Origin of the sequence: Roseateles sp. (assembly GCF_965229315.1) — a bacterium.
GTDB lineage: Bacteria > Pseudomonadota > Gammaproteobacteria > Burkholderiales > Burkholderiaceae_C > Pelomonas.
Window position 1 is genome coordinate 3,569,739 of record NZ_CBDDJA010000002.1, and the last position, 21,654, is coordinate 3,591,392.

General features: G+C 69.6%; 20 protein-coding genes. 13 read left to right on the plus strand and 7 right to left on the minus strand.

All coding sequences use genetic code 11. The features are described 5' to 3' along the window. Positions 1-6: 6 nt before the first annotated feature. From hslU to ACO07H_RS21305, 5 genes are all read right to left on the minus strand, one after another. Complete coding sequence (hslU, locus tag ACO07H_RS21285) at positions 7-1,332, minus strand: ATP-dependent protease ATPase subunit HslU (RefSeq protein ID WP_422017881.1); 1,326 nt, start codon at positions 1,330-1,332, stop codon at positions 7-9. Positions 1,333-1,528: 196 nt separating this feature from the next. Beyond that, entirely contained in the window at positions 1,529-2,107 is a 579-nt protein-coding gene (gene hslV / locus ACO07H_RS21290) for an ATP-dependent protease subunit HslV (protein ID WP_422017883.1), read from the minus strand. A gap of 44 nt (positions 2,108-2,151) precedes the next feature. After that, positions 2,152-3,912: a hypothetical protein gene (locus ACO07H_RS21295; RefSeq protein WP_422017885.1), complete on the minus strand. Its 1,761-nt coding sequence runs from the start codon at positions 3,910-3,912 to the stop codon at positions 2,152-2,154. A 165-nt stretch (positions 3,913-4,077) separates the two neighbouring features. Further along, positions 4,078-4,743: an RNA polymerase-binding protein DksA gene (gene dksA, locus ACO07H_RS21300; RefSeq protein WP_422017887.1), complete on the minus strand. Its 666-nt coding sequence runs from the start codon at positions 4,741-4,743 to the stop codon at positions 4,078-4,080. 132 nt (positions 4,744-4,875) lie between these two features. Further along, on the minus strand, positions 4,876-5,928 hold the full coding sequence (locus tag ACO07H_RS21305) for a CobW family GTP-binding protein (protein ID WP_422017889.1): 1,053 nt from the start codon (positions 5,926-5,928) through the stop codon (positions 4,876-4,878). Between the two features lie 114 nt (positions 5,929-6,042). On the opposite strand from ACO07H_RS21305, the gene ACO07H_RS21310 reads away from it, so the two are divergent. From ACO07H_RS21310 to ACO07H_RS21340, 7 genes are all read left to right on the plus strand, one after another. Next, positions 6,043-6,924 carry an HlyC/CorC family transporter gene (locus ACO07H_RS21310; protein WP_422017891.1) on the plus strand — a complete coding sequence of 294 codons (882 nt, stop codon included), beginning with the start codon at positions 6,043-6,045 and terminating at the stop codon, positions 6,922-6,924. Next, positions 6,921-8,372, plus strand: coding sequence for an apolipoprotein N-acyltransferase (lnt, locus tag ACO07H_RS21315; RefSeq protein ID WP_422017893.1), 1,452 nt, complete (start codon positions 6,921-6,923; stop codon positions 8,370-8,372). The genes ACO07H_RS21310 and lnt overlap by 4 nt, the downstream gene beginning before the upstream one ends. A gap of 29 nt (positions 8,373-8,401) precedes the next feature. Then, a complete protein-coding gene (gene glyQ, locus ACO07H_RS21320; RefSeq protein WP_422017895.1) occupies positions 8,402-9,328 on the plus strand; it encodes a glycine--tRNA ligase subunit alpha in 927 nt (308 codons plus the stop codon). Beyond that, a complete protein-coding gene (glyS, locus tag ACO07H_RS21325) occupies positions 9,328-11,484 on the plus strand; it encodes a glycine--tRNA ligase subunit beta (RefSeq protein ID WP_422017897.1) in 2,157 nt (718 codons plus the stop codon). Before glyQ ends, glyS begins: the two co-directional genes overlap by 1 nt. Positions 11,485-11,649: 165 nt before the next feature. Next, on the plus strand, positions 11,650-12,294 hold the full coding sequence (gene gmhB / locus ACO07H_RS21330) for a D-glycero-beta-D-manno-heptose 1,7-bisphosphate 7-phosphatase (protein ID WP_422017899.1): 645 nt from the start codon (positions 11,650-11,652) through the stop codon (positions 12,292-12,294). Next, positions 12,294-13,091: a lysophospholipid acyltransferase family protein gene (locus ACO07H_RS21335; protein ID WP_422017901.1), complete on the plus strand. Its 798-nt coding sequence runs from the start codon at positions 12,294-12,296 to the stop codon at positions 13,089-13,091. The genes gmhB and ACO07H_RS21335 overlap by 1 nt, the downstream gene beginning before the upstream one ends. Positions 13,092-13,093: 2 nt before the next feature. Further along, positions 13,094-13,903, plus strand: a complete 810-nt coding sequence (locus ACO07H_RS21340; RefSeq protein WP_422017903.1) for a M48 family metallopeptidase — start codon at positions 13,094-13,096, stop codon at positions 13,901-13,903. Positions 13,904-14,118: 215 nt separating this feature from the next. Here ACO07H_RS21340 and ACO07H_RS21345 read toward each other — a convergent pair whose 3' ends face one another. Then, positions 14,119-15,186, minus strand: coding sequence for an MBL fold metallo-hydrolase (locus ACO07H_RS21345; RefSeq protein ID WP_422017905.1), 1,068 nt, complete (start codon positions 15,184-15,186; stop codon positions 14,119-14,121). A 51-nt stretch (positions 15,187-15,237) separates the two neighbouring features. Here ACO07H_RS21345 and ACO07H_RS21350 point away from each other — a divergent pair, with 51 nt between their 5' ends. From ACO07H_RS21350 to ACO07H_RS21360, 3 genes are all read left to right on the plus strand, one after another. After that, positions 15,238-15,645 (plus strand): MerR family transcriptional regulator, encoded by a 408-nt coding sequence (locus ACO07H_RS21350; RefSeq protein WP_422017907.1) that lies wholly within the window; start codon positions 15,238-15,240, stop codon positions 15,643-15,645. A gap of 135 nt (positions 15,646-15,780) precedes the next feature. Continuing rightward, positions 15,781-16,533, plus strand: coding sequence for a TonB family protein (locus ACO07H_RS21355; protein ID WP_422017909.1), 753 nt, complete (start codon positions 15,781-15,783; stop codon positions 16,531-16,533). A 95-nt stretch (positions 16,534-16,628) separates the two neighbouring features. After that, the gene (locus tag ACO07H_RS21360) at positions 16,629-17,648 is read left to right on the plus strand and encodes an SGNH/GDSL hydrolase family protein (protein WP_422017911.1); all 1,020 of its coding nucleotides are present in this window, start codon (positions 16,629-16,631) and stop codon (positions 17,646-17,648) included. On the opposite strand, the gene ACO07H_RS21365 is transcribed toward ACO07H_RS21360, so the two are convergent. Continuing rightward, on the minus strand, positions 17,610-18,524 hold the full coding sequence (locus ACO07H_RS21365) for a LysR family transcriptional regulator (RefSeq protein ID WP_422017913.1): 915 nt from the start codon (positions 18,522-18,524) through the stop codon (positions 17,610-17,612). The two genes, ACO07H_RS21360 and ACO07H_RS21365, sit on opposite strands and share 39 nt — an antisense overlap. Before the next feature lie 112 nt (positions 18,525-18,636). On the opposite strand from ACO07H_RS21365, the gene ACO07H_RS21370 reads away from it, so the two are divergent. The 3 genes from ACO07H_RS21370 (at position 18,637) to ACO07H_RS21380 (ending at position 21,634) form a co-directional block, all read left to right on the plus strand. Beyond that, positions 18,637-19,245 carry an FMN-dependent NADH-azoreductase gene (locus tag ACO07H_RS21370; protein WP_422018671.1) on the plus strand — a complete coding sequence of 203 codons (609 nt, stop codon included), beginning with the start codon at positions 18,637-18,639 and terminating at the stop codon, positions 19,243-19,245. A gap of 9 nt (positions 19,246-19,254) precedes the next feature. Next, a complete protein-coding gene (locus ACO07H_RS21375; RefSeq protein ID WP_422017915.1) occupies positions 19,255-20,127 on the plus strand; it encodes a pirin family protein in 873 nt (290 codons plus the stop codon). Positions 20,128-20,266: 139 nt separating this feature from the next. After that, on the plus strand, positions 20,267-21,634 hold the full coding sequence (locus tag ACO07H_RS21380; protein ID WP_422017917.1) for a hypothetical protein: 1,368 nt from the start codon (positions 20,267-20,269) through the stop codon (positions 21,632-21,634). The last annotated feature ends 20 nt before the right edge of the window (positions 21,635-21,654 follow it).

The window sequence follows — 21,654 nt, forward strand, 5'->3', positions numbered from 1 at the left end:
CGCCCGTCAGAGGATGAAGCGGCTCAGGTCCTCGTTGGCAGCCAGCGCCCCCAGCTTGGTGTCGACGGCCTGCGCGTCGATGACCACCGTCTCGCCGCTGCGGCGCGGCGCGTCGAAACTGATCTCGTCGAGCAGCCGCTCCATCACCGTGGCCAGGCGGCGCGCCCCGATGTTCTCGGTGCGCTCGTTGACCTCGTAGGCGATCTCCGCGATGCGGCGGACGGCCTCGGGCTGCAGGTCCAGCGTGACGCCCTCGGTCGCAAGCAAGGCCTGGTACTGCTTGACCAGGCTGGCATGCGTGCTCGTCAGGATGGCCTCGAAGTCGGCCACCGACAGCGAGTCCAGTTCCACGCGGATGGGCAGGCGCCCCTGCAGCTCGGGGATGAGGTCGCTGGGCTTGGCGAGGTGGAAGGCGCCGCTGGCGATGAAGAGCACGTGATCGGTCTTCACGAGGCCGTACTTCGTCGACACCGTCGTGCCCTCAACCAGCGGCAGCAGGTCGCGCTGCACGCCCTGGCGCGACACCTCCGCGCCCCCGTGCTCCTGGCGGGACGCGACCTTGTCGATCTCGTCGATGAACACGATGCCCATCTCCTGCGCGCTGGCGAGCGCCGCCTCGCGGATCTCGTCCTCGTTGACGAGCTTGGCGGCCTCTTCGTCGATGAGCAGCTTCATCGCTTCGCCGACCCTGAGCTTGCGCGTCTTCTTCTGCCCCGCACCGAACTGGCTGAACATGCCCTTGAGCTGCTCGGCCATGTCCTCCATGCCCGGCTGATTGCCGAAGGGGCCGAGCACCTCCAGGCTGGGCTTGGGCGCGAGCAGGTCGAGTTCGATGTCCTTGTCGTCGAGCTGCCCCTCGCGCAAACGCTTGCGCAGCGTCTGGCGGGTCGCGTTGTCGCTGTCCGCACCGGCGTGCGTGCCCGGCAGCAGCACGTCGAGGATGCGGTCCTCGGCGGCGTCCTCGGCGCGCGTCTGGCAGCGGCGCATCGCGCCCTCGCGCTCCTGCTTGACGGCCACCTCGACGAGGTCGCGCACGATGGAGTCCACGTCCTTGCCGACGTAGCCCACCTCGGTGAACTTGGTGGCCTCCACCTTGATGAACGGCGCGCCCGCCAGCTTGGCCAGCCGGCGCGCGATCTCGGTCTTGCCCACGCCGGTGGGGCCGATCATCAGGATGTTCTTGGGCGTGATCTCGCCGCGCAGCTTCTCGTCGACCTGCTGACGCCGCCAGCGGTTGCGCATCGCGATGGCGACGGCGCGCTTGGCGGCCTGCTGGCCGACGATGTGCCGGTCCAGTTCGGAGACGATTTCCTGGGGGGTCATGCTGCTCATGGCGTTGCGTGGAGTGGCGCCGCCGTCATGCGGCGACTGGGACCAATGACAGGGAGAGTTCGCTGTTGACGATGCGCGCTTGCGGTGTGGCGGGCCTCGCGGCGCCGCGCGGTGGCGAGACCGGCTCGGCGCAATCCGTGCGCACGACGCTCAAGCCGCTGCCCACACCCTGATCTCCGGCCGCCGCGCCCGGCCCTCAGGCGGCCGGGATCGGCTCCAGGATCTCGAGCGTGTGGCTCTGGTTGGTGTAGATGCAGATCTCGCCAGCGATGACCAGCGACTGCTTGACGATGTCGGCCGCGCTCATCTCGGTGTGCGCGAGCAGCGCCTTGGCCGCCGCCTGCGCATAGGCGCCGCCGGAGCCGATGGCCACGATGCCCTGCTCCGGCTCCAGCACGTCGCCATTGCCGGTGATGATCAGCGACGCCGTGCGGTCGGCCACCGCCAGCATGGCCTCCAGGCGCCGCAACACGCGGTCGGTGCGCCAGTCGCGCGTCAGCTCGACGGCCGCGCGCACGAGGTGGCCCTGGTGCTTCTCCAGCTTGGCTTCGAAGCGTTCGAACAGCGTGAACGCGTCGGCCGTGGCGCCGGCAAAACCGGCCAGCACCTGGTCGCGGTAGAGCTTGCGGACCTTGCGCGCGCTGGACTTGACGACGGTGTTGCCCAGGGTGACCTGGCCGTCGCCACCGATGGCGACCTGCCAGCCGGCGGGCGTCTGGCGGCGCACGGAGACGATGGTGGTGCCGTGATAGACGGCGGAAGAATCGGAAGACATAGCCGTCCTAGTTGAGGTGCGGCCGCGGTTTCGCAAGGCCGGCGTCAGTTGATCCTGACCTTCACTTTCGCATGCTCGTTGATGCCCATCGCGCCGAAGAACAGCGCGACGAGGCGGTGCGTGTCGACGAACACCACCGTGCGGTTCTCGCTGCGGCGTTGCAGCACCCAGTTCAACAGGTCGCCGGCGGCCATGAAGTCCAGGCGGATCAGCTTGGTGCAGGAGATGTTGATGAGGCTGGCGTCGCCCACCTCGGCAGACATCGCGCGCAGGTGTTCGGCCATGTCGCCGCTGAGCTGGCCCATCAGCTCGACATGCGCCGCCAGGTTCACGGCATCCGGAACGCTGGTGTCGAGGAAGGTCGACTGGGCCTCGCTGGGCATCGTGCTCGACGCCGGGCCGTTGGTCGACAGGCCGGCACCGCCGATGCGCACGCGGCATTTCGCGGGCTCCCACGACGGCGGCGAGACTTCATAGGTCACGCAGTAGTCGATGGCGGTCTCGTCGAACTGGTCGGGGCGGTTGGCCAGGCGCAGCGCCTCCAGGCGCAGCATCCACAGGGCCGGATCGGTGTCCCGCTCGCCGAGCGGGGCCAGTTCCTTGAGCTGGCTCAGGAAGCGTTCGCCCCCGATCCAGCGCTGATCCACTTGTTGCTGCGCCCAGACGCGCATCAGCTGGCGCAGCCGTATCGCCGCATCGATCTCGACATGATCCAGCGCGCTCCAGTCCAGCACCCACGGCATGGGCAGCGTCTCGCTGCGCTTTTGCAGCACCGCCACGTCGTCGGCCGTCAGTGTGGCGGGCGCCGTCCAACTGACCTGCGTGGCCCGGGCCATGGGCGAGCGGCTGGCCTGGCGGGTCGACTCGGCCACCAGCTTGGGCATGGAAAACCATTGCGGCGCGGACAGCCCGAACTGCTGGGCGTACTCGACCGCCAGCACCTCGAACTTGCCATGGGCGCCCGTGGCGCGGTAGTGATCGAACAGCACCAGCCAGGTTTCGCCGTGCAGGTTGCGGCTGCCGCCGGGGCGCACGAGCTCGGTCAGCGCGCGCTCGCTGGTGTCGTAATCCGCGTTGGCGAAGGCGATGACGGCTTCGTCCAGATCGGGGTCGTGCACCGCCTCCTGCACCTCCAGCTGCGGCGAGGACTCCGCCAGCGTGAAGGACAGCGGCATGTCCAGCGGTGGCAGGTCGGGCAAACGGCTCGGCGCCGCGTCGGACAGCGGCGGAATGGCCGCACCCATCGTCACGGCGGCCGGCGGCGTCGGCGCCTGAAGGCGCTGCACTTCCTGAGGGCTGGAGAACTCGCTGACGCGGCCGCTCGCAGGCTCCATGGGCGACGCAGCCAGCGTGGATGCGAACGCCACCGGCCGTGTGCTGGTCTCGAAGAAGCCGGGTTGCTGCTTCGGCGAGGCCTGCGTCGTTGCAAAGCTCTCGCCCACCATCTGCTGCTCGATTTCGTCGATCTTGGCTTTCACGCCCAGGTCGATCTTGGAGTTGGGCTCGCTGGCGCGCTCGTCCTCACCCAGCCGGGACGGCGACGAGGCGAGCGCGGCCAGTTGCTCGGGCGTCAGGCCTTCGCGGCGGATGCGGCGCAGCATGTCGAGCTCGCGCTTGCGCACGAAGTCGTTGCGGCGCTTGCGCTCCACCATCGCCCGCAACTCCGCCTTGGCGAGGTCGCCTTCGGGGTCGTCCTGGCGGGAGTTGATCTCCGCCCAGTCGGTCGTCGGGTTGGCGACGAAGCGCGCGACCTTGCGGAAGAAGCTGTCGCCTTCCTTGGGGTCCGCGGGCTTGGACTCGGACACGGCTGTTCTCAGGCTTGCAGAGGGCCAAGCGCCGGGCCGCTCCCAAGCCGGCCCGTCCGGCGATGTGCTTGCGGGGCACGCCCCGCAAGCATCGCCGTCCCCTTGGGGGACCGACTGGGCGCGCCCGCGTTCAGCGGGGCGGGGCCGGGCGAGGGGCGAACCATTTCAGTCGCCGAACATTTTTTGCTTCAGCTCGCGGCGCTGCTGCGCTTCCAGCGACAGCGTGGCCGTCGGACGGGCGATCAGGCGGCCCAGGCCGATGGGTTCGCCGGTCTCGTCGCAATAACCGTAGTCACCGGTGTCCAGCCGCGCGATGGACTGCACGATCTTCTTCAGCAGCTTGCGCTCGCGGTCGCGCGTGCGCAGTTCCAGCGCATGCTCTTCCTCGATGGTGGCGCGGTCCGCCGGGTCGGGCACGATGGTCGTGTCCTCGCGCAGATGCTCGGTCGTCTCGCCGGCGTTGGACAGCACCTCGCTCTTCAGGCCTTCGAGCTTGGCGCGGAAGAACTCGATCTGCTTGGCGTTCATGTACTCCGAGTCCGGCATGGCCAGGACTTCGGCGTCGCTGAGATCGGCGCCCGCCTTGCTCTTCCAGGCATTGGCGAGCTTGGGGTCGCCCTTGGCGGCCACCCGCGTGATCTCGTCGGGCTGGGGCGCGCCGCGCACAGGCGGCTTGGGCGGCGCGAAGCGATCCGAGAAGCGGTTGCCGGGCGCGGGCGCCTCGAGCATCGCGACGTCGGCGCCAGCGTCGGTCTTCTTGGCGCCCTTGGTGGACGCGGATTTGGGGGCCGGGGTCTTGCTCACTGTCTTCTCCTCGCTCTTGGCGCGCATCGGCGCGGTGTCAGACCTTGCAATCTCACTGCTAATCAGCCGGCGGCCCGATTTTGAGCGCGGCGGATTGTAGCCATGGGATTTCCGAGGCCTGTACCCCCCCTGAAACCGGTGTCCCAGGGGCATCAAACATCACGCCAGGCAACCTTCCAGGCCTTGCATCAACACCTCCTTGGGGAGATCGATGCCGATGAACACCATCTTGCTCTGTTTCTTCTCGCCAGGCATCCAGCGAGGACCCAGATCGGAGCCCATCATCTGATGCACGCCCTGGAAGATGACCTTCTTGTCGGTGCCTTTCATGTGTAGGACACCCTTGTATCTCAGCATCTTGGGGCCGTACACCTGCACGATGGCACCCAGGAAGTCTTCCAGCTTGGCCGGGTTGAAGGCCTTGTCGGAGCGGAAGACGAAGCTCTTCACGTCGTCGTCGTGGGCGTGGTGGTGCGGGTGGTCGCAGTGCTCACCATGCTCGTGGTCATGACCATGGTGGTGGTCGTGATCGTGGGCGTCCGCCTTCAGGAAGTCGGGGTCGATCTCCAGCTTGGCGTTCAGGTTGAAGCCGCGCAGGTCGAAGACCTTGGACAGCGCCACTTCGCCGAAATGCGCCGTCTGGATGGGCGCACGCGGGTTCATGTGCTTGATGCGGTGGATCAACGCCTCGACGGCCGCAGGCTCGACCAGGTCGCTCTTGCTGATGAAGATCTGGTCGGCAAAGCCCACCTGCATGCGCGCTTCCTGGCGGGTGTTGAGCTGCTCGTCGGCGTGCTTGGCATCCACCAGCGTCAGCACCGAGTCCAGCAGGTAGCTCTCGGCGATCTCGTCGTCCATGAAGAAGGTCTGGGCCACGGGGCCGGGATCGGCCAGGCCGGTGGTCTCGATCACCACCCGGTCGAAGCTCAGCTCGCCCTTGCGGCGCTTGGCGGCGAGGTCGGACAGCGTCGTGCGCAGGTCTTCGCGGATCGTGCAGCAGACGCAGCCGTTGCTCATCTGGATGATCTGCTCGTTGGTGTCCGACACGAGGATGTCGGTGTCGATGTTCTCCTCGCCGAACTCGTTCTCGATGACGGCGATCTTCTGGCCGTGGGCTTCGGTCAGGATGCGCTTGAGCAGCGTCGTCTTGCCCGCACCGAGGAAGCCGGTCAGGATGGTGGCGGGGATGAGGCCTTGGGCAGCAGTGGACATGGTGGGGCCGTTTTTCAGGGAAGGCAGCGGATATGGGGGCTGTGCGCCCGGCAACAAGGTCTTTTCAAACCAATCGGCTATTCTGTCCCTTCCGCAAACCCTTGACAGCGCCCCTTGAGCGAACCTCATTCAGGCCGGCCCCCAAGTCGCGGGGCCGCCAAACACCCGCCCGAGGCCCGTGGCCTGCTGGAGCGCATGCTGGAGTTCCTGCACCCCGGCCCCGACTCCAAGACCGAGCTGATCGAAACCCTGGCCGACGCCGAGCAGCGGGAGCTGATCGAGCCCGAGTCGCGCCAGATGCTGGAGGGCGTGCTGCGCATGGCCGAGCTGTCGGCGGGCGACGCGATGGTGGCCGCACCCCGCATGGACCTGCTGGACATCGACGCGCCCTACGACGAGCTGCTGGGCCTGGTCATCGACACCGGCCACTCGCGCTTCCCGGTCTATGACGGCGGCAAGGACAACATCATCGGCATCCTGCTCGCCAAGGACTTGCTGAAGATGCAGCGCGCGCCCGAGCTGAACCTGCGCGCGTTGCTGCGCCCCACCGTCTTCGTGCCCGAGAGCAAAGGGCTGAACGAGTTGCTGCGCGACTTCCGCTCCAACCGCAACCACCTGGCCATCGTCATCGACGAGTTCGGCAACACGGCCGGCCTCATCACCATCGAGGACGTGCTGGAGGAGATCGTCGGCGAGATCGAGGACGAGTTCGACGACAAGGACGGCGAGTCCGGTATCTACACGCTGGCCGACGGCACGCAGCGCATCGCCGGCGACGCCACCATCGCGGCCGTCAACGGGGCCTTCGGCCTGGCGCTGCCGGACCAGGACTTCGACACCATCGGCGGCCTCGTCGCCCATGAGCATGGCCGCGTGCCGCGGCGCGGCGAGTCCGTACAGGTGGCGGGGCTGAACTTCGCCGTCATGCTGACGCGGGGCGGCGCTGTGCGCTGGTTCAAGGTCACGCGCGCGCCCGACGACGAGTCCGCGGCGTGAGCCGGTTGATGGGGTGGCGGGCCGCGGCGATCGCGCTGGCCGCTGGCGTGCTGCACACGGGGTCGTTCGCCCCTGCCAACGCCTGGTACCTGCAGATCATTGCGCTGGCGCTGCTGTTCGCCACCATCGAACGCGCCACACCGCGGGCAGCGGCCGTGGGCGGCGCCCTGTTCGGCTTCGCCTGGCTGGCTTCGGGCCTGTGGTGGCTGCACATCAGCATGCACCAGTTCGGCGGCATCCCCTGGCTGCTGGCGGCGCTGGCCGTGGCGCTGCTGGCGGCCTTCCTCAGCGGCTACTACGCGCTGGCCCTGGGCCTCGTCGCCCGCTGGATCGCCCCGGGGCGCTGGCGGCTGCTGGCGCTGGCGCCGGCTTGGCTGCTGGCCGAGCTGGCGCGGGCGACCTGGTTCAGCGGTTTCCCGTGGATCGCATCCGGCTATGCGCATACGGTCGGGCCGCTGGCCGGCTGGGCGCCGTGGGTGGGCGTGTACGGCATCTCGGCGCTGGGCGCGCTGGCGGCGTGCGGCCTCGTGCTGCTCAAGCGCGGCGCCACGGCCTGGGCCGCGCCCGCGTTGCTGCTGCCGCTGGCCGCCGCGCTGCTGCCGCAGGACTTCACCACATCGACCGGCCACCTCGCCGTGTCGCTGGTGCAGCCCAGCATCCCGCAGGACCAGAAGTTCGATCCGGCCCGCTTCGCCGCCAACCTCGAAACGCTGGCGCGGCTCGTGGAATCGGCGCGCGGCCAGGTCGTCATCACGCCGGAGTCCGTCGTGCCGTTGCCGCTCGCCGAGCTGGACCGGGCGACGCTGGAGCGCCTGTCCCGGCCGGACCGGCCAGCCCTGCTCGGCACCTTCCTGGGCAACGCGGACGAGGGCTTCGTGAACTCGGTCCTCGCGCTGGGTGGCGACTACAGCTACGGCAAGCGCCACCTGCTGCCCTTCGGCGAGTTCATCCCGCCAGGCCTGGGCTGGTTCGTGCGGGCGATGAAGATCCCGCTGGACGACCAGGCCCGCGGCGACCACCAGCGCGCCTGGGCCGTGGCCGGCCAGCGGCTGCGCCCGCTGATCTGCTACGAGGATCTGTTCGGCGAAGACATCGTGCAGAGCGCCGTCGGTCCCGATGCCGCCACCGTCTTCGTCAACGTCAGCAACCTGGCCTGGTTCGGCACCGTCATGGTCCAGGACCAGCACCTGCAGTTCTCGCAGATGCGCGCGCTGGAGTTCCAGCGCCCCGTCGTGCGCTCGACCAACACCGGCGCCACCGCCGTCGTGGACCACCACGGCGCCGTCACGACGCGGCTGCCGGCCCTGGTTCGCGGCGTGCTGGAGGCCGAGGTCGACGGCCGCACCGGCACCACGCCGTATGCCCGCTGGCTGGCCCTGCTGGGCCTGTGGCCGCTCTGGGCGATTGCGCTGCTGACCCTGATCGGACTGAGGAAGGCGGCCCCATAGAATCGGCCACCCCCTTTCCGACGCATCTCATGCTGACCTTCCAGCAAATCATCCTGACGCTGCAGGACTATTGGTCAAAACAGGGCTGCGCCCTGCTCCAGCCCTACGACATGGAAGTCGGCGCAGGCACCAGCCACACCGCCACCTTCCTGCGCGCCCTCGGCCCCGAGCCCTGGAAGGCCGCCTACGTGCAGCCCAGCCGCCGCCCCAAGGACGGCCGCTACGGCGAGAACCCCAACCGGCTGCAGCACTACTACCAGTACCAGGTCGTCTTGAAGCCCGCGCCGGCCAACATCCTGGAGCTGTACCTCGGCTCACTGGAGGCGCTGGGGTTCGATCTGAAGAAGAACGACGTGCGCTTCGTCGAGGACGACTGGGAGAACCCCACGCTCGGCTGCTGGGGCCTGGGTTGGGAGGTCTGGCTGAACGGCATGGAGGTCACGCAGTTCACCTACTTCCAGCAGGTCGGCGGCATCGACTGCAAGCCCATCACCGGCGAGATCACCTATGGCCTGGAGCGCCTGGCCATGTACCTGCAGGGCAAGGAGTCGGTGTACGACCTGGTCTACACGGACGGCCTGACCTATGGGGACGTGTTCCACCAGAACGAGGTGGAGCAGTCGACGTACAACTTCGAGCACAGCGACGTGGACTTCCTGCTGGGCGCCTTTGCCGCGCACGAAAAGCAGAGCAAGCACCTGATGGCGCAGCACCTCGCCCTGCCCGCCTACGAGCAACTGCTGAAGGCCGGCCACAGCTTCAACCTGCTGGACGCGCGCGGCGCCATCAGCGTGACCGAACGCGCCGCCTACATCGGCCGCATCCGCAACCTGGCCCGTGCCGTGGCGCAGAGCTACCTGGACAGCCGCGCGCGGCTGGGCTTCCCGATGGCACTGAAGGAGCGCGCGGATGAAGTCATTGCGCAGATCGAACTGAAGAACAAGAAGGCGGCCTGATGAATCTGCTCGTTGAACTGTTTGTCGAAGAGCTGCCGCCCAAGGCGCTGAAGAAGCTGGGCGAGTCCTTCGCCACCGTGCTGGCCGACAGCCTGAAGGCGCAAGGCCTGGCCCCGGCCGATGCGGCCGTCACGTCGTTCGCGTCGCCACGCCGGCTGGGCGTGCATATCGAGGGTGTGTATGCCCAAGCAGCCCAACAGCCAAGGCGTATCAAGCTAATGCCCACCGCTGTTGGTTTAGATAAGGACGGCAAACCGACTCCGGCTCTAGAGAAAAAACTTGTCGCCCTGGGTCTAGATCACATAGCTACTCTCCCCTCGGTATGGGAAGAGCGTGTGTCCATCGCAAAAGACGGCAACAACGACACTCTGTTCTACACAGATGTCGCCTCCGGCGTCATGCTGGTCTTTGGCCTGCAGAAGGCGCTGGACGAGACGCTGGCCAAGCTGCCCATCCCTAAGGTCATGACCTACCAGCTCGCCGACGGCTGGAGCGACGTGAAGTTCGTGCGCCCGGCCCACGGCCTGGTCGCGCTGCATGGCCGCGAGGTGGTCGCCCTCCAGGCCCTGGGCCTGACCTCGGGTCGCACCACCACCGGCCACCGCTTCGAAGCGGAACAGGCTGTCGTCAGCATCGACAGCGCCGACACCTACGCCACCCAGTTGCGCGAACAAGGCGCGGTGATTGCCAGCTTCGCCGAGCGCCGCGCCGAGATCGCACGCCAGCTCAAGGGCGCCGCCGATGCGCTGAGCTTGACGCCCATCGAAGACGACGCGCTGCTCGACGAAGTGACGGCCCTCGTCGAGCGCCCCAACGTGCTGACCTGCGCCTTCGAGGCCGAGTTCCTGGCCGTGCCGCAGGAATGCCTCATCCTGACGATGAAGGCCAACCAGAAGTACTTCCCGCTGCTGGACGCGCAAGGCAAGCTGACCCGCCATTTCCTGGTCGTCAGCAACATCGCACCGAGCGACGCGAGCGCCGTGGTGCAGGGCAACGAGCGCGTCGTGCGCCCGCGCCTGGCCGACGCCAAGTTCTTCTTCGACCAGGACCGCAAGAAAACCCTCGCCGACCGACTCCCCGGCCTGGCCAAGGTCGTGTACCACGGCAAGCTGGGCAGCCAGGGTGAGCGCGCCGAGCGCGTGCGGGCCATTGCCCACGCCATCGTCAACCAGCTCAGCATGGCGACGCTGCCCTACACGGTGGAGGCCGACGACGAGTTCAAGGTGCTGGACAGCAAGGTGCAGCAGGCCGCGCAGCTCGCCAAGTGCGACCTGCTGACCGACATGGTCGGCGAGTTCCCGGAGCTGCAAGGCATCATGGGCGGCTACTACGCCCGCCACGAAGGCCTGCGCGACGGCGTGGCCATCGCCATCGAGGACCACTACAAGCCCCGCTTCGCCGGCGATGCGCTGCCGCGCAACCACACCGGCACGGTCGTGGCGCTGGCCGACAAGCTGGAGACGCTGGTGGGCCTGTTCGGCATCGGCCAGTTGCCCACCGGCGACAAGGACCCGTTCGCACTGCGCCGCCACGCGCTGGGCGTCATCCGCATCCTGGTCGAGAAGAACCTGCCGCTGGAGCTGCCCGCGCTCGTCGACGCGGCCGTGCCGGCCTTCGGCGAACTGGTCGAGGCCCCGCAAGCCACGCGCCAGGCGCTGCTGACGTTCTTCGCCGACCGACTGGCGGTGGGCCTGCGCGACCAGGGCTACAGCGCGCAGGAAGTCGACGCCGTGCTGGCACTGAGCCCCACGCGCCTGGGCGATGTGCCACGCCGGCTCGAAGCCGTGCGCGCGTTCGCCGCGCTGCCCGAAGCCGCCTCGCTGGCCGCCGCCAACAAGCGCGTGGGCAACATCCTGAAGAAGGTCGAAGGCGAGCTGCCCACGGCCATCGCCCCGGCACTGCTGACGGAAGCCGCCGAGCAGGCGCTGGCGAAAGCCATCGACGACGTGCAGCCCGCCGCCGACCTGCTGTTCGAACAGCGCGACTACACCGGCTCGCTGAAATCCCTGGCCGCGCTGAAGACGCCGGTGGACGCCTTCTTCGACGACGTGATGGTCAACGCCGAGGACCCGGCGCTGCGCGCCAACCGCCTGGCCCTGCTGGGCCGCCTGCACGCGGCGATGAACCGCGTGGCCGACCTGTCGCGCCTTGCCTGACATGACGCCCCCACGCTCGCTTCCGCTCGCTGCCTTGCAGGCCGCATCGGGCCAGTGGCCCGCTTCTTCGCCAGCCACGCGACGTCCACTGGACGCCGCCTGCGCGGGCTCAGCCCCCCGAGGGGGCGCTCAGCGTCTTCGGGCGGCCGTGCGCCGCTGACAGCCATGCGCACCGACCACGCCCACGGCATGAAGCTCGTCATCCTCGGCCGTGACGGCACGATCAACCGCTACCGCGATGATCACGTCAAGGCGCCCGAGGAACTGGACCCCCTGCCCGGCGCGCTGGAGGCGGTGGCGCGGCTGAACCACAGCGGCTGGCACACCGTGCTGGCCACCAACCAGGCCGGTATCGGCCGCGGCCTGCTGGACATGGCGTCGCTGAACGCGGTGCACCTGCGCTTGAACCAGTTGCTGGCCGAAAAGGGCGGGCGGCTGGACGCGGCCTTCTTCTGCCCGCACACGCCCGAGGAAGGCTGCGACTGCCGCAAGCCGCTGCCAGGGCTGATCCAGCAGATCGGCCAGCGCTTCGACGTGGAGCTGGCCGCGGTGCACATGGTGGGTGCGTCGCTGACCGACCTGCTGACCGCGCGCGCCGCCGGCTGCGTGCCGCACGTGGTGCTCAGCGGCCCGCTGGGCGGGCTGGAAGCGCACCAGCTGCAGGAAGTGCTAGCGGCCGTGCCCGGCGCGCGCGTGCACGCGGACCTCACCGCCTGCGCCGAAGTCATCATCCAGGAAGGCCGCCGCCGCATCGCCCAGCAGCGCGGCGAAACCCTCGCCCCCGATACCCAGGCCGGAGACCTGAACTGATGTCCACGTTGCTGAGCGCCATCCGCTCGCTGATCTTCGTCCTCGTCCTCATCGTCACCGTCATCCCCTGGGCCACGGCGGTGGTCATCCTGTCCATCTTCCGCCGCGGCGACCCCATCTACTGGGCCTGCGCGAACTGGCTGAAGCTCGCCATCTGGAGCGCACGCTTCATCTGCGGCATCCGCTGGCGCATCCAGGGCATGGAACACCTGCCGCCCGCCGAGGACCGCCGCGCCGGCGTGGTGCTGCTGTCCAAGCACCAGAGCACCTGGGAGACCTTCGCCTACCCGGCGCTGTTCAGCCACCCACTGGCCTACGTGTTCAAGCGCGAGCTGCTGTACGTGCCGTTCTTCGGCTGGGCGATGGCGCGCATGGACATGATCCACATCGACCGCGGCCGCCGCACCGAGGCCTGGAACAAGGTGCTGAAGCAGGGCAAGCGCCTGGGCGGCCAGGGCAACTGGGTCATCATGTTCCCCGAGGGCACGCGCATCCCGCGCGGCCAGGCGGGGGACTACAAGACCGGCGGCACGCGGCTGGCCATCGAGGCCGGCCTGCCCGTGGTGCCCATCGCGGCGACCGCGGCGCGCTGCTGGCCGCGCAAGAGCTTCCTGCTGCGCCCGGGCGTGGTGGACATCTCCATCGGCCGGCAGATCCGCCCCGAAGGCCGCGAGCCCGCCGAGATGATGCGCGAGGTCAAGGACTGGATCGAGTCGGAAATGCGCCGCCTCGACCCCGAGGCCTACACCAGCCCGCCGGCGGCCGGCGCCGCCTCCCCTGCCGCGACCAAGCCCTGAGCATGCCCGCCAAGCGCCCGGCCCCACTGCTGCAGGACAGCCAGTTGTCGCTGTTCGGGGCCGAGGCCGACCTCGCGCCGGCCGAACCCGGCAGCGCCAAGGCGCGGCACGAACTGTGGCTGGGCCAGCACCGCGTGGGCTACGAGCTGCGGCGTGCACGGCGGCGCTCCATCGGCTTCGTCGTCGGGCCGCAGGGCCTGCGCGTCAGCGCGCCGCGCTGGGTGCCGGTCACCGACATCGAGCAGGCGCTGCATCACAAGGGCGAATGGATTCTGCGCAAGCTGGTCGAGCAGCGCGAGCGCCAGCAGCGCATGCAGGCCGCGCGCATCGACTGGACGGACGGCGGCCGCCTGCCCTACCTGGGCGAGGCGCTGACGATGGTCGTGTCGCCCGGCGAGCGTGGCGTGACCTGGGACGCCGCCACGCGTGAGCTGCACCTGCCGCTGCCCCATGGGGCCGCCGCGGAGCAGATCCGCGACCTGACGCAATCCTGGCTGCAGGCGCGCGCGAAGGAAGATTTCCTGCCGCGCTGCCGGCAGTTCGCCGACAGGCTGGGCGTCGCGATGACCTCGCTGCGCCTGTCCTCGGCCCAGACCCGCTGGGGCAGTGCCAGCGCCGACGGTTCCATCCGGCTGAACTGGCGCCTCATCCACTTCGCGCCGGCCATCATCGACTACGTCGTGGCCCACGAGCTGGCGCACCTGCGCGAGATGAACCACAGCCCGGCGTTCTGGGACACCGTGCGTTCCGTGCTGCCCGACTTCGAGCGCTCCCGCGAGGCGCTGCGCGAGGAATCCATCGTCGTGCAGTGACGCCGCCCGGCGGGGGTGGTGAATATTCCCGTGCCGCCGTCATCCCTGGGCATCGGGCTTCGGCAACACTCCTTCGTGATGCTGTCATCAGCGGTACCCAAAGGCAGGCACCCAGCCCGCCCAAAAACGGGAGCAGGTACCGCCGCAAGGCCGATGCGCCGCCGCCGGGCTCTCCCGCGGCGGCGTTTCACTTTGTGCGCGTCAGGCTCGCTGCATCAGGACGGCACGAAACGGTAGACGCCGTCGGCGCCCAGATCGCGCCTGAGCTCGCCCCGCAGCCACAGCGCGTTCAGGTGGGCAATCGACTCGCCCATCGCGAAGGTGGTCTGGTGCAGGTCCAGCTTGCGCTTGAACAGCACCGGCAGCAGGCCGGCCGCATGCGTCGGCTCGGCCGTGCAGGCCGCGATGACCTCGGCCAGCCGCTCGTCGTGATGCTCGCGGAGCTGGTCGATGCGCTCGTGCAGGCCGCGGAACGGCTTGCCATGCGACGGCAGCACCAGCGTGTCGGCCGGCAGGTCCAGGTAGCGGGACAGCGAGTCCAGGTACAGCGTCAGCGGGTCGGCCTCGGGCTCGACGTCGACGACCGACACGTTGGTCGAGATGCGCGGCAGCACCATGTCGCCCGAGATCAGCAGCGGGCTCCCTTGGGCATCGCCGCAGAACAGGCTGATGTGCTCGGGCGCATGGCCATAGCCCGAGATGCAGCGCCAGCCGCGGCCACCGATGTCGATGACCATGCCGTCCATCAGCCGCCGGTAGCTGGCCGGCACGACCGGCACCATCTTCGGGTAGTAGTCGGCCCGGTCGCGGATCTTCACCAGGGCCTCTTCGTCGGTCAGCCCGTGGCTGCCGAAGAAGGCCGCGGCCGACATGCCGCCCATGCCCACGGTGGATGAGCTGGCCAGCCGCGCGAGGTTGAAATCCGTGGCGCTCATCCACAGGCGGCACTGCCATTTTTCCGTCAGCCAGTGGGCCAGGCCCAGGTGGTCGGGGTGGAAGTGCGTCGCCATCACGCGCAGCACGGGCAACCCGTCCAGGTGATGGGCGAACACCTGCTCCCAGTTCGCGCGGGTGTCGTCGCTGGCGATGCCGCAGTCGACGATGGTCCAGCCCTCGCGGCCGTCGATACGGTCACGCAGCAGCCACAGGTTGATGTGGTCCAGCGCGAACGGCAGGCCCATGCGGACCCAGCGCAGGCCGGGCGCCAGGTCCAGGGCCTCGCCGGGGCCGGGCAGCGTGTCGCCCAGCGGGTAATGGAGTTCCGATTCGCGCGCGTTGGCCATGGCAGGGTCCGGGTGGTCTTAGACTGACGTTTACGTCAATCGAGTGTAGCCATGCCCCCTCGCCGCCCTGTCTCCACTGCGACCGAAACCACCTTCACCATCACGGAGCTGGCCGCCGAGTTCGACATCACGCCGCGCGCGATCCGCTTCTACGAGGACATGGGCCTGCTGGAGCCCGGCCGCAAGGGCCGCAACCGGGTCTACACGCCGCGCGACCGCACGCGGCTGAAGCTGACGCTGCGCGGCAAACGCCTGGGGCTGGCGCTGCAGGAGATCAAGCAGCTCGTGGACATGTACGACAGCCAGGCCAGCGCCGCACCGCAGCTGCAGGCCTTCCTGGTCATCCTGGCCCAGCATCGGGAGCAGCTCGAACAGCAGCGCCGCGACATCGAGGTCACGCTCGCCGAGATCCAGCAGCACGAGAAGCGCTGCCGCGCGCTGCTGGCCGGCCAAGTGTGACGCTTTCCCGCCTGCCCGACCTGACGGCGTCATCTACGGGACAAACCCACTGGTGCCTTCCACAAGGCTGACTAGAGTCCGCCGACCCCATCCAGGCCGCGCTGTGGCCGGCAGACCTGTTTTTGTGGAGCTGTCATGACCCCTGGCCCGCGCCCCCCGCTGGCACTCACGCTGACTGCCGTTGCCGGCGCCCTGCTGGGCCTGGCCGGGCCGGCCGGCGCGCAGCAAGAGCCCGCCAAGTCCGACAACGGGCTGGAGCGCGCGCAGAAGGCTGCCGATGCGGTCTTCCACTGGATCAAGCTGAACGCCGACAAGGGCGCCAGCCGCCAGGCGCCTGCGCCGGCACCGGCCGTGCGCAAGCCCGCAACCGCCCCCACGGCCGCCGCGCCCAAACCGCCGCCTGCGCCGAACAACGCCGCTCAACCGACAGCCCAGGTCCAGCCACAGGCTCAAGCGCCGACCACCGCGCCGTCGTCCGCCATCGCCACGGCGCCGCCCCCCGAACCCCAGCCCGATCCCGTCGTGCTCGCGTCTGCCGCGCCGACGCCTGCCCCCGCCGCGCCGATGGCCACCGCGGCGCAGGCCGCCGAACCTGCGCCGCAGCCCGCCGAAGCGGCCGAAGCCGTTGAAGAGCCGCTCAAGCTGCTCGCCAAGGTCGACCCGACCTTCCCGCGGCAGTTGCTGCAGCAGAACCTGAAGAAGGGCTTCGCGCAAATCCAGTTCACCGTCGCACCGGACGGCACGGTCAGCCAGGCGCAGGCCGTCAAGGCCAGCCATGCGCGCCTGGGCACCGCAGCCGTCGATGCCGTCAAGCAATGGCGTTTCGCCCCGGTTTCACGGGCGCGCGAGGTGGCCGTGGAGATCGCTTTCAACAACAGCGATGACTGAGCCCCGCTCAGGCGCGGGGGCTTGACGCTTCCGGGCCGCCCCCTGATGCTGCCGCCGCCGCAGCGATGTGCCGTGGCACCAAACAGGGAGTCGTCATGTCCATCCGTCTGCTCACCCGCGCATTCGCGGGCCTGAGTCTTTGCGCCGCTGCGCTGTCGGCGTCGGCCGCGGGGCCGTTCTCCGGTCTCGTGGTCTTCGGTGACAGCCTGTCCGACAGCGGCAACAACGCGATCCTGCTCACCGCTGCCTTCGGCGGCGCGCTGCCACCCGTCGTCGTGACGGGCGACGGCTTCTACAGCCAGATCCCGTCCGCCGCCGGCACTTACTCCAACGGCATGGTCTGGACGCAATACCTGGCGCAGTCCCTCGGCGTGCCGCTGGCGCCCTCGGTGGCGGGCGGCAGCAACTACGCCTTCGGCGGCGCTCAGACCGGCCTGAACGGCAGCGACGTGCCAGGCCTGCCGGGCTTCCCGTACAGCCTGCAGACGCAGGTCGGCACCTACCTGGGAGCGACCGGCAACATCGCCGACCCGAACGCGCTGTACGTGGTGGCCGGCGGCGGCAACGACGTGCGCGCGGCGCTGGAAGCCATCGCGGCCGGCGCCAACGCCGAAGCCACCGCAGCTGCCACGATCACCGCCTACGCCGGCAACATGGCCGGCATGGTCGCCAGCCTCAAGCTGGCGGGCGCGCAGCACGTGCTGGTGCTGAACACGCCCAATTTCGGCCTCACGCCGCTGGCCAACGCGATGGGCATCGCCCCGCTGGCCACGTCGCTGAGCTTCGCCATGGACCACGCACTCGACGTCGCGCTCAGCGGCAGCGGCGTGATGAGCTTCGACATGTTCAGCTTCATGACCGGCGTCGTGAACGCCGGCGCGGCCTCGGGCTTCAGCAACTGGACGAACGCCTGCGCCGCAGCCGTCAACCACTGCGACGTGAACACCTCGCTGTTCTGGGACGGCATCCACCCGACGACGCTGGCCCACCAGCAGCTCGCCGCCGCCGTGTTCGCCACGGCCGTGCCAGAGCCGGGCATGGCCGCGCTGTTCGCTGTCGGCCTGGTCGTCGTTGCCCTAGGCCGCCGGCGTCGGGCAGCCCTGCAGCAGGGCTGACATCGCCTCCAGGAACACGCGCGTGCGCAGCGGCATCAGCCGCCGCTCCGGGAACACGGCCCAGGCCGTCGAGCCGGGCAGGCGCCAGTCCGGCAGCACGCGCTGCAGCCGGCCCGCCACCAGGGCGTCGGTGACGAGCAGCCGGTCGATGCCCGCGATGCCCACGCCCGCCTCCGCCATCTGCGCCAGCAGGCTGGGCGCATTGGCCAGCGTGCGCTGCACAGGCTTCACGACGACCGGCTCGGCGCCGTCGCGCATCAGTTGCCACGGCACGGGCTCGCCGGTGCGGCTCAGCAGCATCAGCCCGTGCATCTGGTCCAGCGCCTGCGGCAGCAGCGGCTCGCCCATGCGGGCCAGGTAGTCGGGCGACGCATACAGGCCCCAGTGCGTCGTCGCCAGGCGGCGCGCGGCGAGCTGGCTGTCCTCGGCCAGCTCGCCCATGCGGATGGCCAGGTCGAACCCCTCGCCGATGAGGTCCACGCGCCGCGGCGTCAGGTCCAGCTCCAGCTGCACCTCGGGGTACTGGATGGCGAACTCGGTGAGCACCCGCACGGCGATGTTCTGCGCGAAATCCGCCGGCATGCTCACGCGCAGCCGGCCGCTGGGCTTGCGCTGGCGGTGCAGGGCCAGCGCGAGCGCACCGTCCACCTCCGCGGCCACGGCCCGCGCATGCTCCAGCACGCCGGCACCAAAGTCCGTCAGCGCCAGCTTGCGCGTGCTGCGCAGCAGCAGCTTCTCGCCCAGCCGCGTCTCCAGCGCCGCGATGCGCCGTGACACCGTGCTCTTGGGCCAGTGCACCCGCTCGGCCGCGCGGCTGAAGCTGCCGGCCTCCATCACGCGGGCGAACAGCAGCAGATCGTCGGCGTCCGATTCCATTCCCAGCCCTCATTGATCCATCAACGGAACAATCTTATGCAGATTGGCGGCTTCCGGTGCCGATTCAGCAATCCTAGAGTTCATCCATCGCCACCCCTCCCCCACGGAGCCCCTGATGAACATCCTGCAAATCAACGCCAGCGCCCGCCGCCTGCAAGACGACCAAGGCTCGGTCTCCACCCGCCTGGCCAACGAACTGACCGCCGGCCTGCGCGCCGCCTCGGCTGACGCCACCGTCACGGTGCGCGACCTGGCCGTGACGCCCCAGCCTGTGCTGGACGAAGCCGCGCTGGGCGCCCTCTTCACGCCGGCCGACCAGCGCAGCCCCGAGCAGGCCGCCCGCGTCGCGCTGGACGACGCGCTGATCGCCGAGCTGCAGGCCGCCGACACGGTCGTCATCGGCGTGCCCATGTACAACTTCAACGTCACCGCCCAGTTCAAGAACTGGATCGACGCGGTGGCCCGCGCAGGCGTCACCTTCAAGTACGGCGAGACCGGCCCGGTCGGCCTGGTGACCGGCAAGAAGGTGTTCGTCGTCACCAGCCGCGGCGGCATCCACCGCGGCCAGCCCAGCGACCAGATGACACCCTACCTGCGCACCGTGCTGGCCTTCCTGGGCATGACCGATGTCGAGTTCGTCTACGCCGAGGGCATGGCCTTCGCGGCCGAACAAGGCCTGGCCAACGCCCGCGCGCAAATCTCTGAACTTCTGACCGCCTGAGGACACCCCATGAACGCCGTCGCCACATCCCTGTTGAACCACCCGCGCGAGGTCGAACGCCTCGTCGCCGGCCAGCCGACCAGCGACGGTGCGGGCGTCAAGTTGAACCGCGTGCTGACGAACAACCTGCAGCGCCGGCTCGACCCCTTCCTGATGCTCGACGCCTTCGGCACGGACAACCCCGACGACTACGTCGCCGGCTTCCCCGACCACCCGCACCGCGGCTTCGAGACCATCACCTACATGCTCAACGGCCGCATGCGCCACCGCGACTCCGCCGGCAACGAGGGCTTGATCAGCGACGGCGGCGTGCAATGGATGACCGCCGGCCGCGGCGTCATCCACAGCGAGACGCCGGAGCAGAGCGAGGGCCGCATGGCGGGCTTCCAGCTGTGGCTGAACCTGCCAGCCAAGGACAAGCTGTGCGACCCGTGGTACCGCGACATCACGGACGCCGAGGTGCCGACGTTCGAACTGGACGGCGCGAGCGTGCGCGTCATCGCCGGCGAGAGCCACGGCGTGGCCGGCGCAGTGCAGCGCGACTACACCGAGCCTCTGTACCTCGACCTGCAGCTCGCGCCGGGCGCCCGCTTCGAGCAGTTGCTGCCGGCCGGGCACAACGTGTTCGCCTATGTGTACGACGGCGCGCTGAAGTTCGATAGCGGCTGCACCGTGCCGGCCGGCCGCATGGCGATCTTCGCCAACACGCCGGGCAGCGACGGCGTGCGCCTGCAGGCCGGCGAGCAGCCGACGCGCGCGCTGCTGATCGCGGGCCGGCCGCTGAACGAGCCTATCGTGCAGTACGGTCCCTTCGTGATGAACCACGAGTCCGAACTGATCCAGGCGGTGCGCGACTACCAGGCCGGCCGGCTGGCCGCCTGACCGCCCGCCCCTGCCAGCGGCCCACGTCCTTCCCCCTAGGTCGTGGGCCGCTGACTTTCGGCATGCACCATCGCCCGTCCTAGCCTGCCGGGCCGCCAGTCAACGGGCGGTCGGAGAGCGGAAAAAGATGAGGACAAACATGACAGGACGGCACGGCGTGGCCGCCGTGCTGATGTGGCTGTTGACCGCCTGCGGTGGCGGGGGCGGCGGGACCGGCGGCGGCGACGCCGCACCGCTGCAACTGGCCACGCCCGGCCAGGCGGTGGTCAAGGTGCGCAGCCAGGGCACGGCCTGGGCGGCGCTGGCCGAGACCTCGCGCTCGCCCGAGATTCCCACGCGGCCCGACCGGCGCTTGCTGCTTTCGCCACCCGACGGCGGCAGCGGCGGCGCGGACTTCGTGCCGCCGGCGGGCTGGTCGCTGCTGGACTTCGCATTGCATCCGTCGGGCCAGCTCAGCCTGCTGCTGGGCAGCGACCGCGAGCTGCGCCTGCTGCGCGTGTCCGCCGCGGGCCAGGTGTTGCGCGAGCAGGACTTCCTCGACCCGCTGGCCGCCAGCGACCCCTTCGTCGGCAACCCGCGCGACGCCCGCGATCCGCAGTCGCTGCTGCCCCACATCACCCGCGACGCCGCGCGCCTCACGCCGCTGGGCGAGGACGTCGCGCTGGCCTTCCGCTCGGGCCGCCATGCGGTGGTGCTGCACCGCCTGGGCTACGCGGCCGGCACCGGCTTCACCGGCCAATGGCGCCGCATCGTGGAGCCGGGTGTCTACATCGGCGCGCGCTTCATGACCAGCGGCAGCTTCGATCCGTTCAAGAGCCTGGACCATCAGTGGCGCGTCGTGCTGGACGCCGACCCGCAGGGCCGCATCGCGCTGGCGGTGAGCCTGGATTTCACCGACGGCGCCGAGGGCCACACGCAGTACTTCGGCGAGACCCTCGACCCGCAGCTGTTCAACGGCGTGCTGCTGAGCCAGTTCAGCGCCACCGGCCAACGCGTCGGCACGACCGCCATCGACACCCGGTACCGCGGCGAGCTGCACGCACTGCGCTGGGTGGGCGGCCAGGTCGCCGTGGCCGGCCGCGTGCGCAGCGCCGGGACGGCCGACGGCTGGGACGCCTTCCTGGCGCTGGTGCCCGCAGGCGCCACGACGCTGGCGGCGTACCGCGTACTGGACTTCGACGCCGGCGACGTGATCCTCGACATCGCGCAGCGCGCCGACGCCGGCCTGCTGGTGGCCGGCAGCACCGGCTACACGCAGAACCCCAGCGGCGCCAGCGTCTCTGAAGGCGCCAGGCCGCTGCTGGCGCAACTGGCCGCCGACGGCCAGCTGCAGCAGCGCCTCACGCCCACGGCGGGCCTGCGCCACAACCAGTTGCGTGCGCTGGCGCTGCGCGGCAACGGCGCGTGGCTGCTGGGCGGCATGGAGAACGGCCCCGGCACGCACTCGGCCGACGCCGATCCAGCGCTGCTGAAGGCGGATGGCTATCTGCGCGAACAGCGCCTGTGAACGCAGCGGCGCGGAGAATC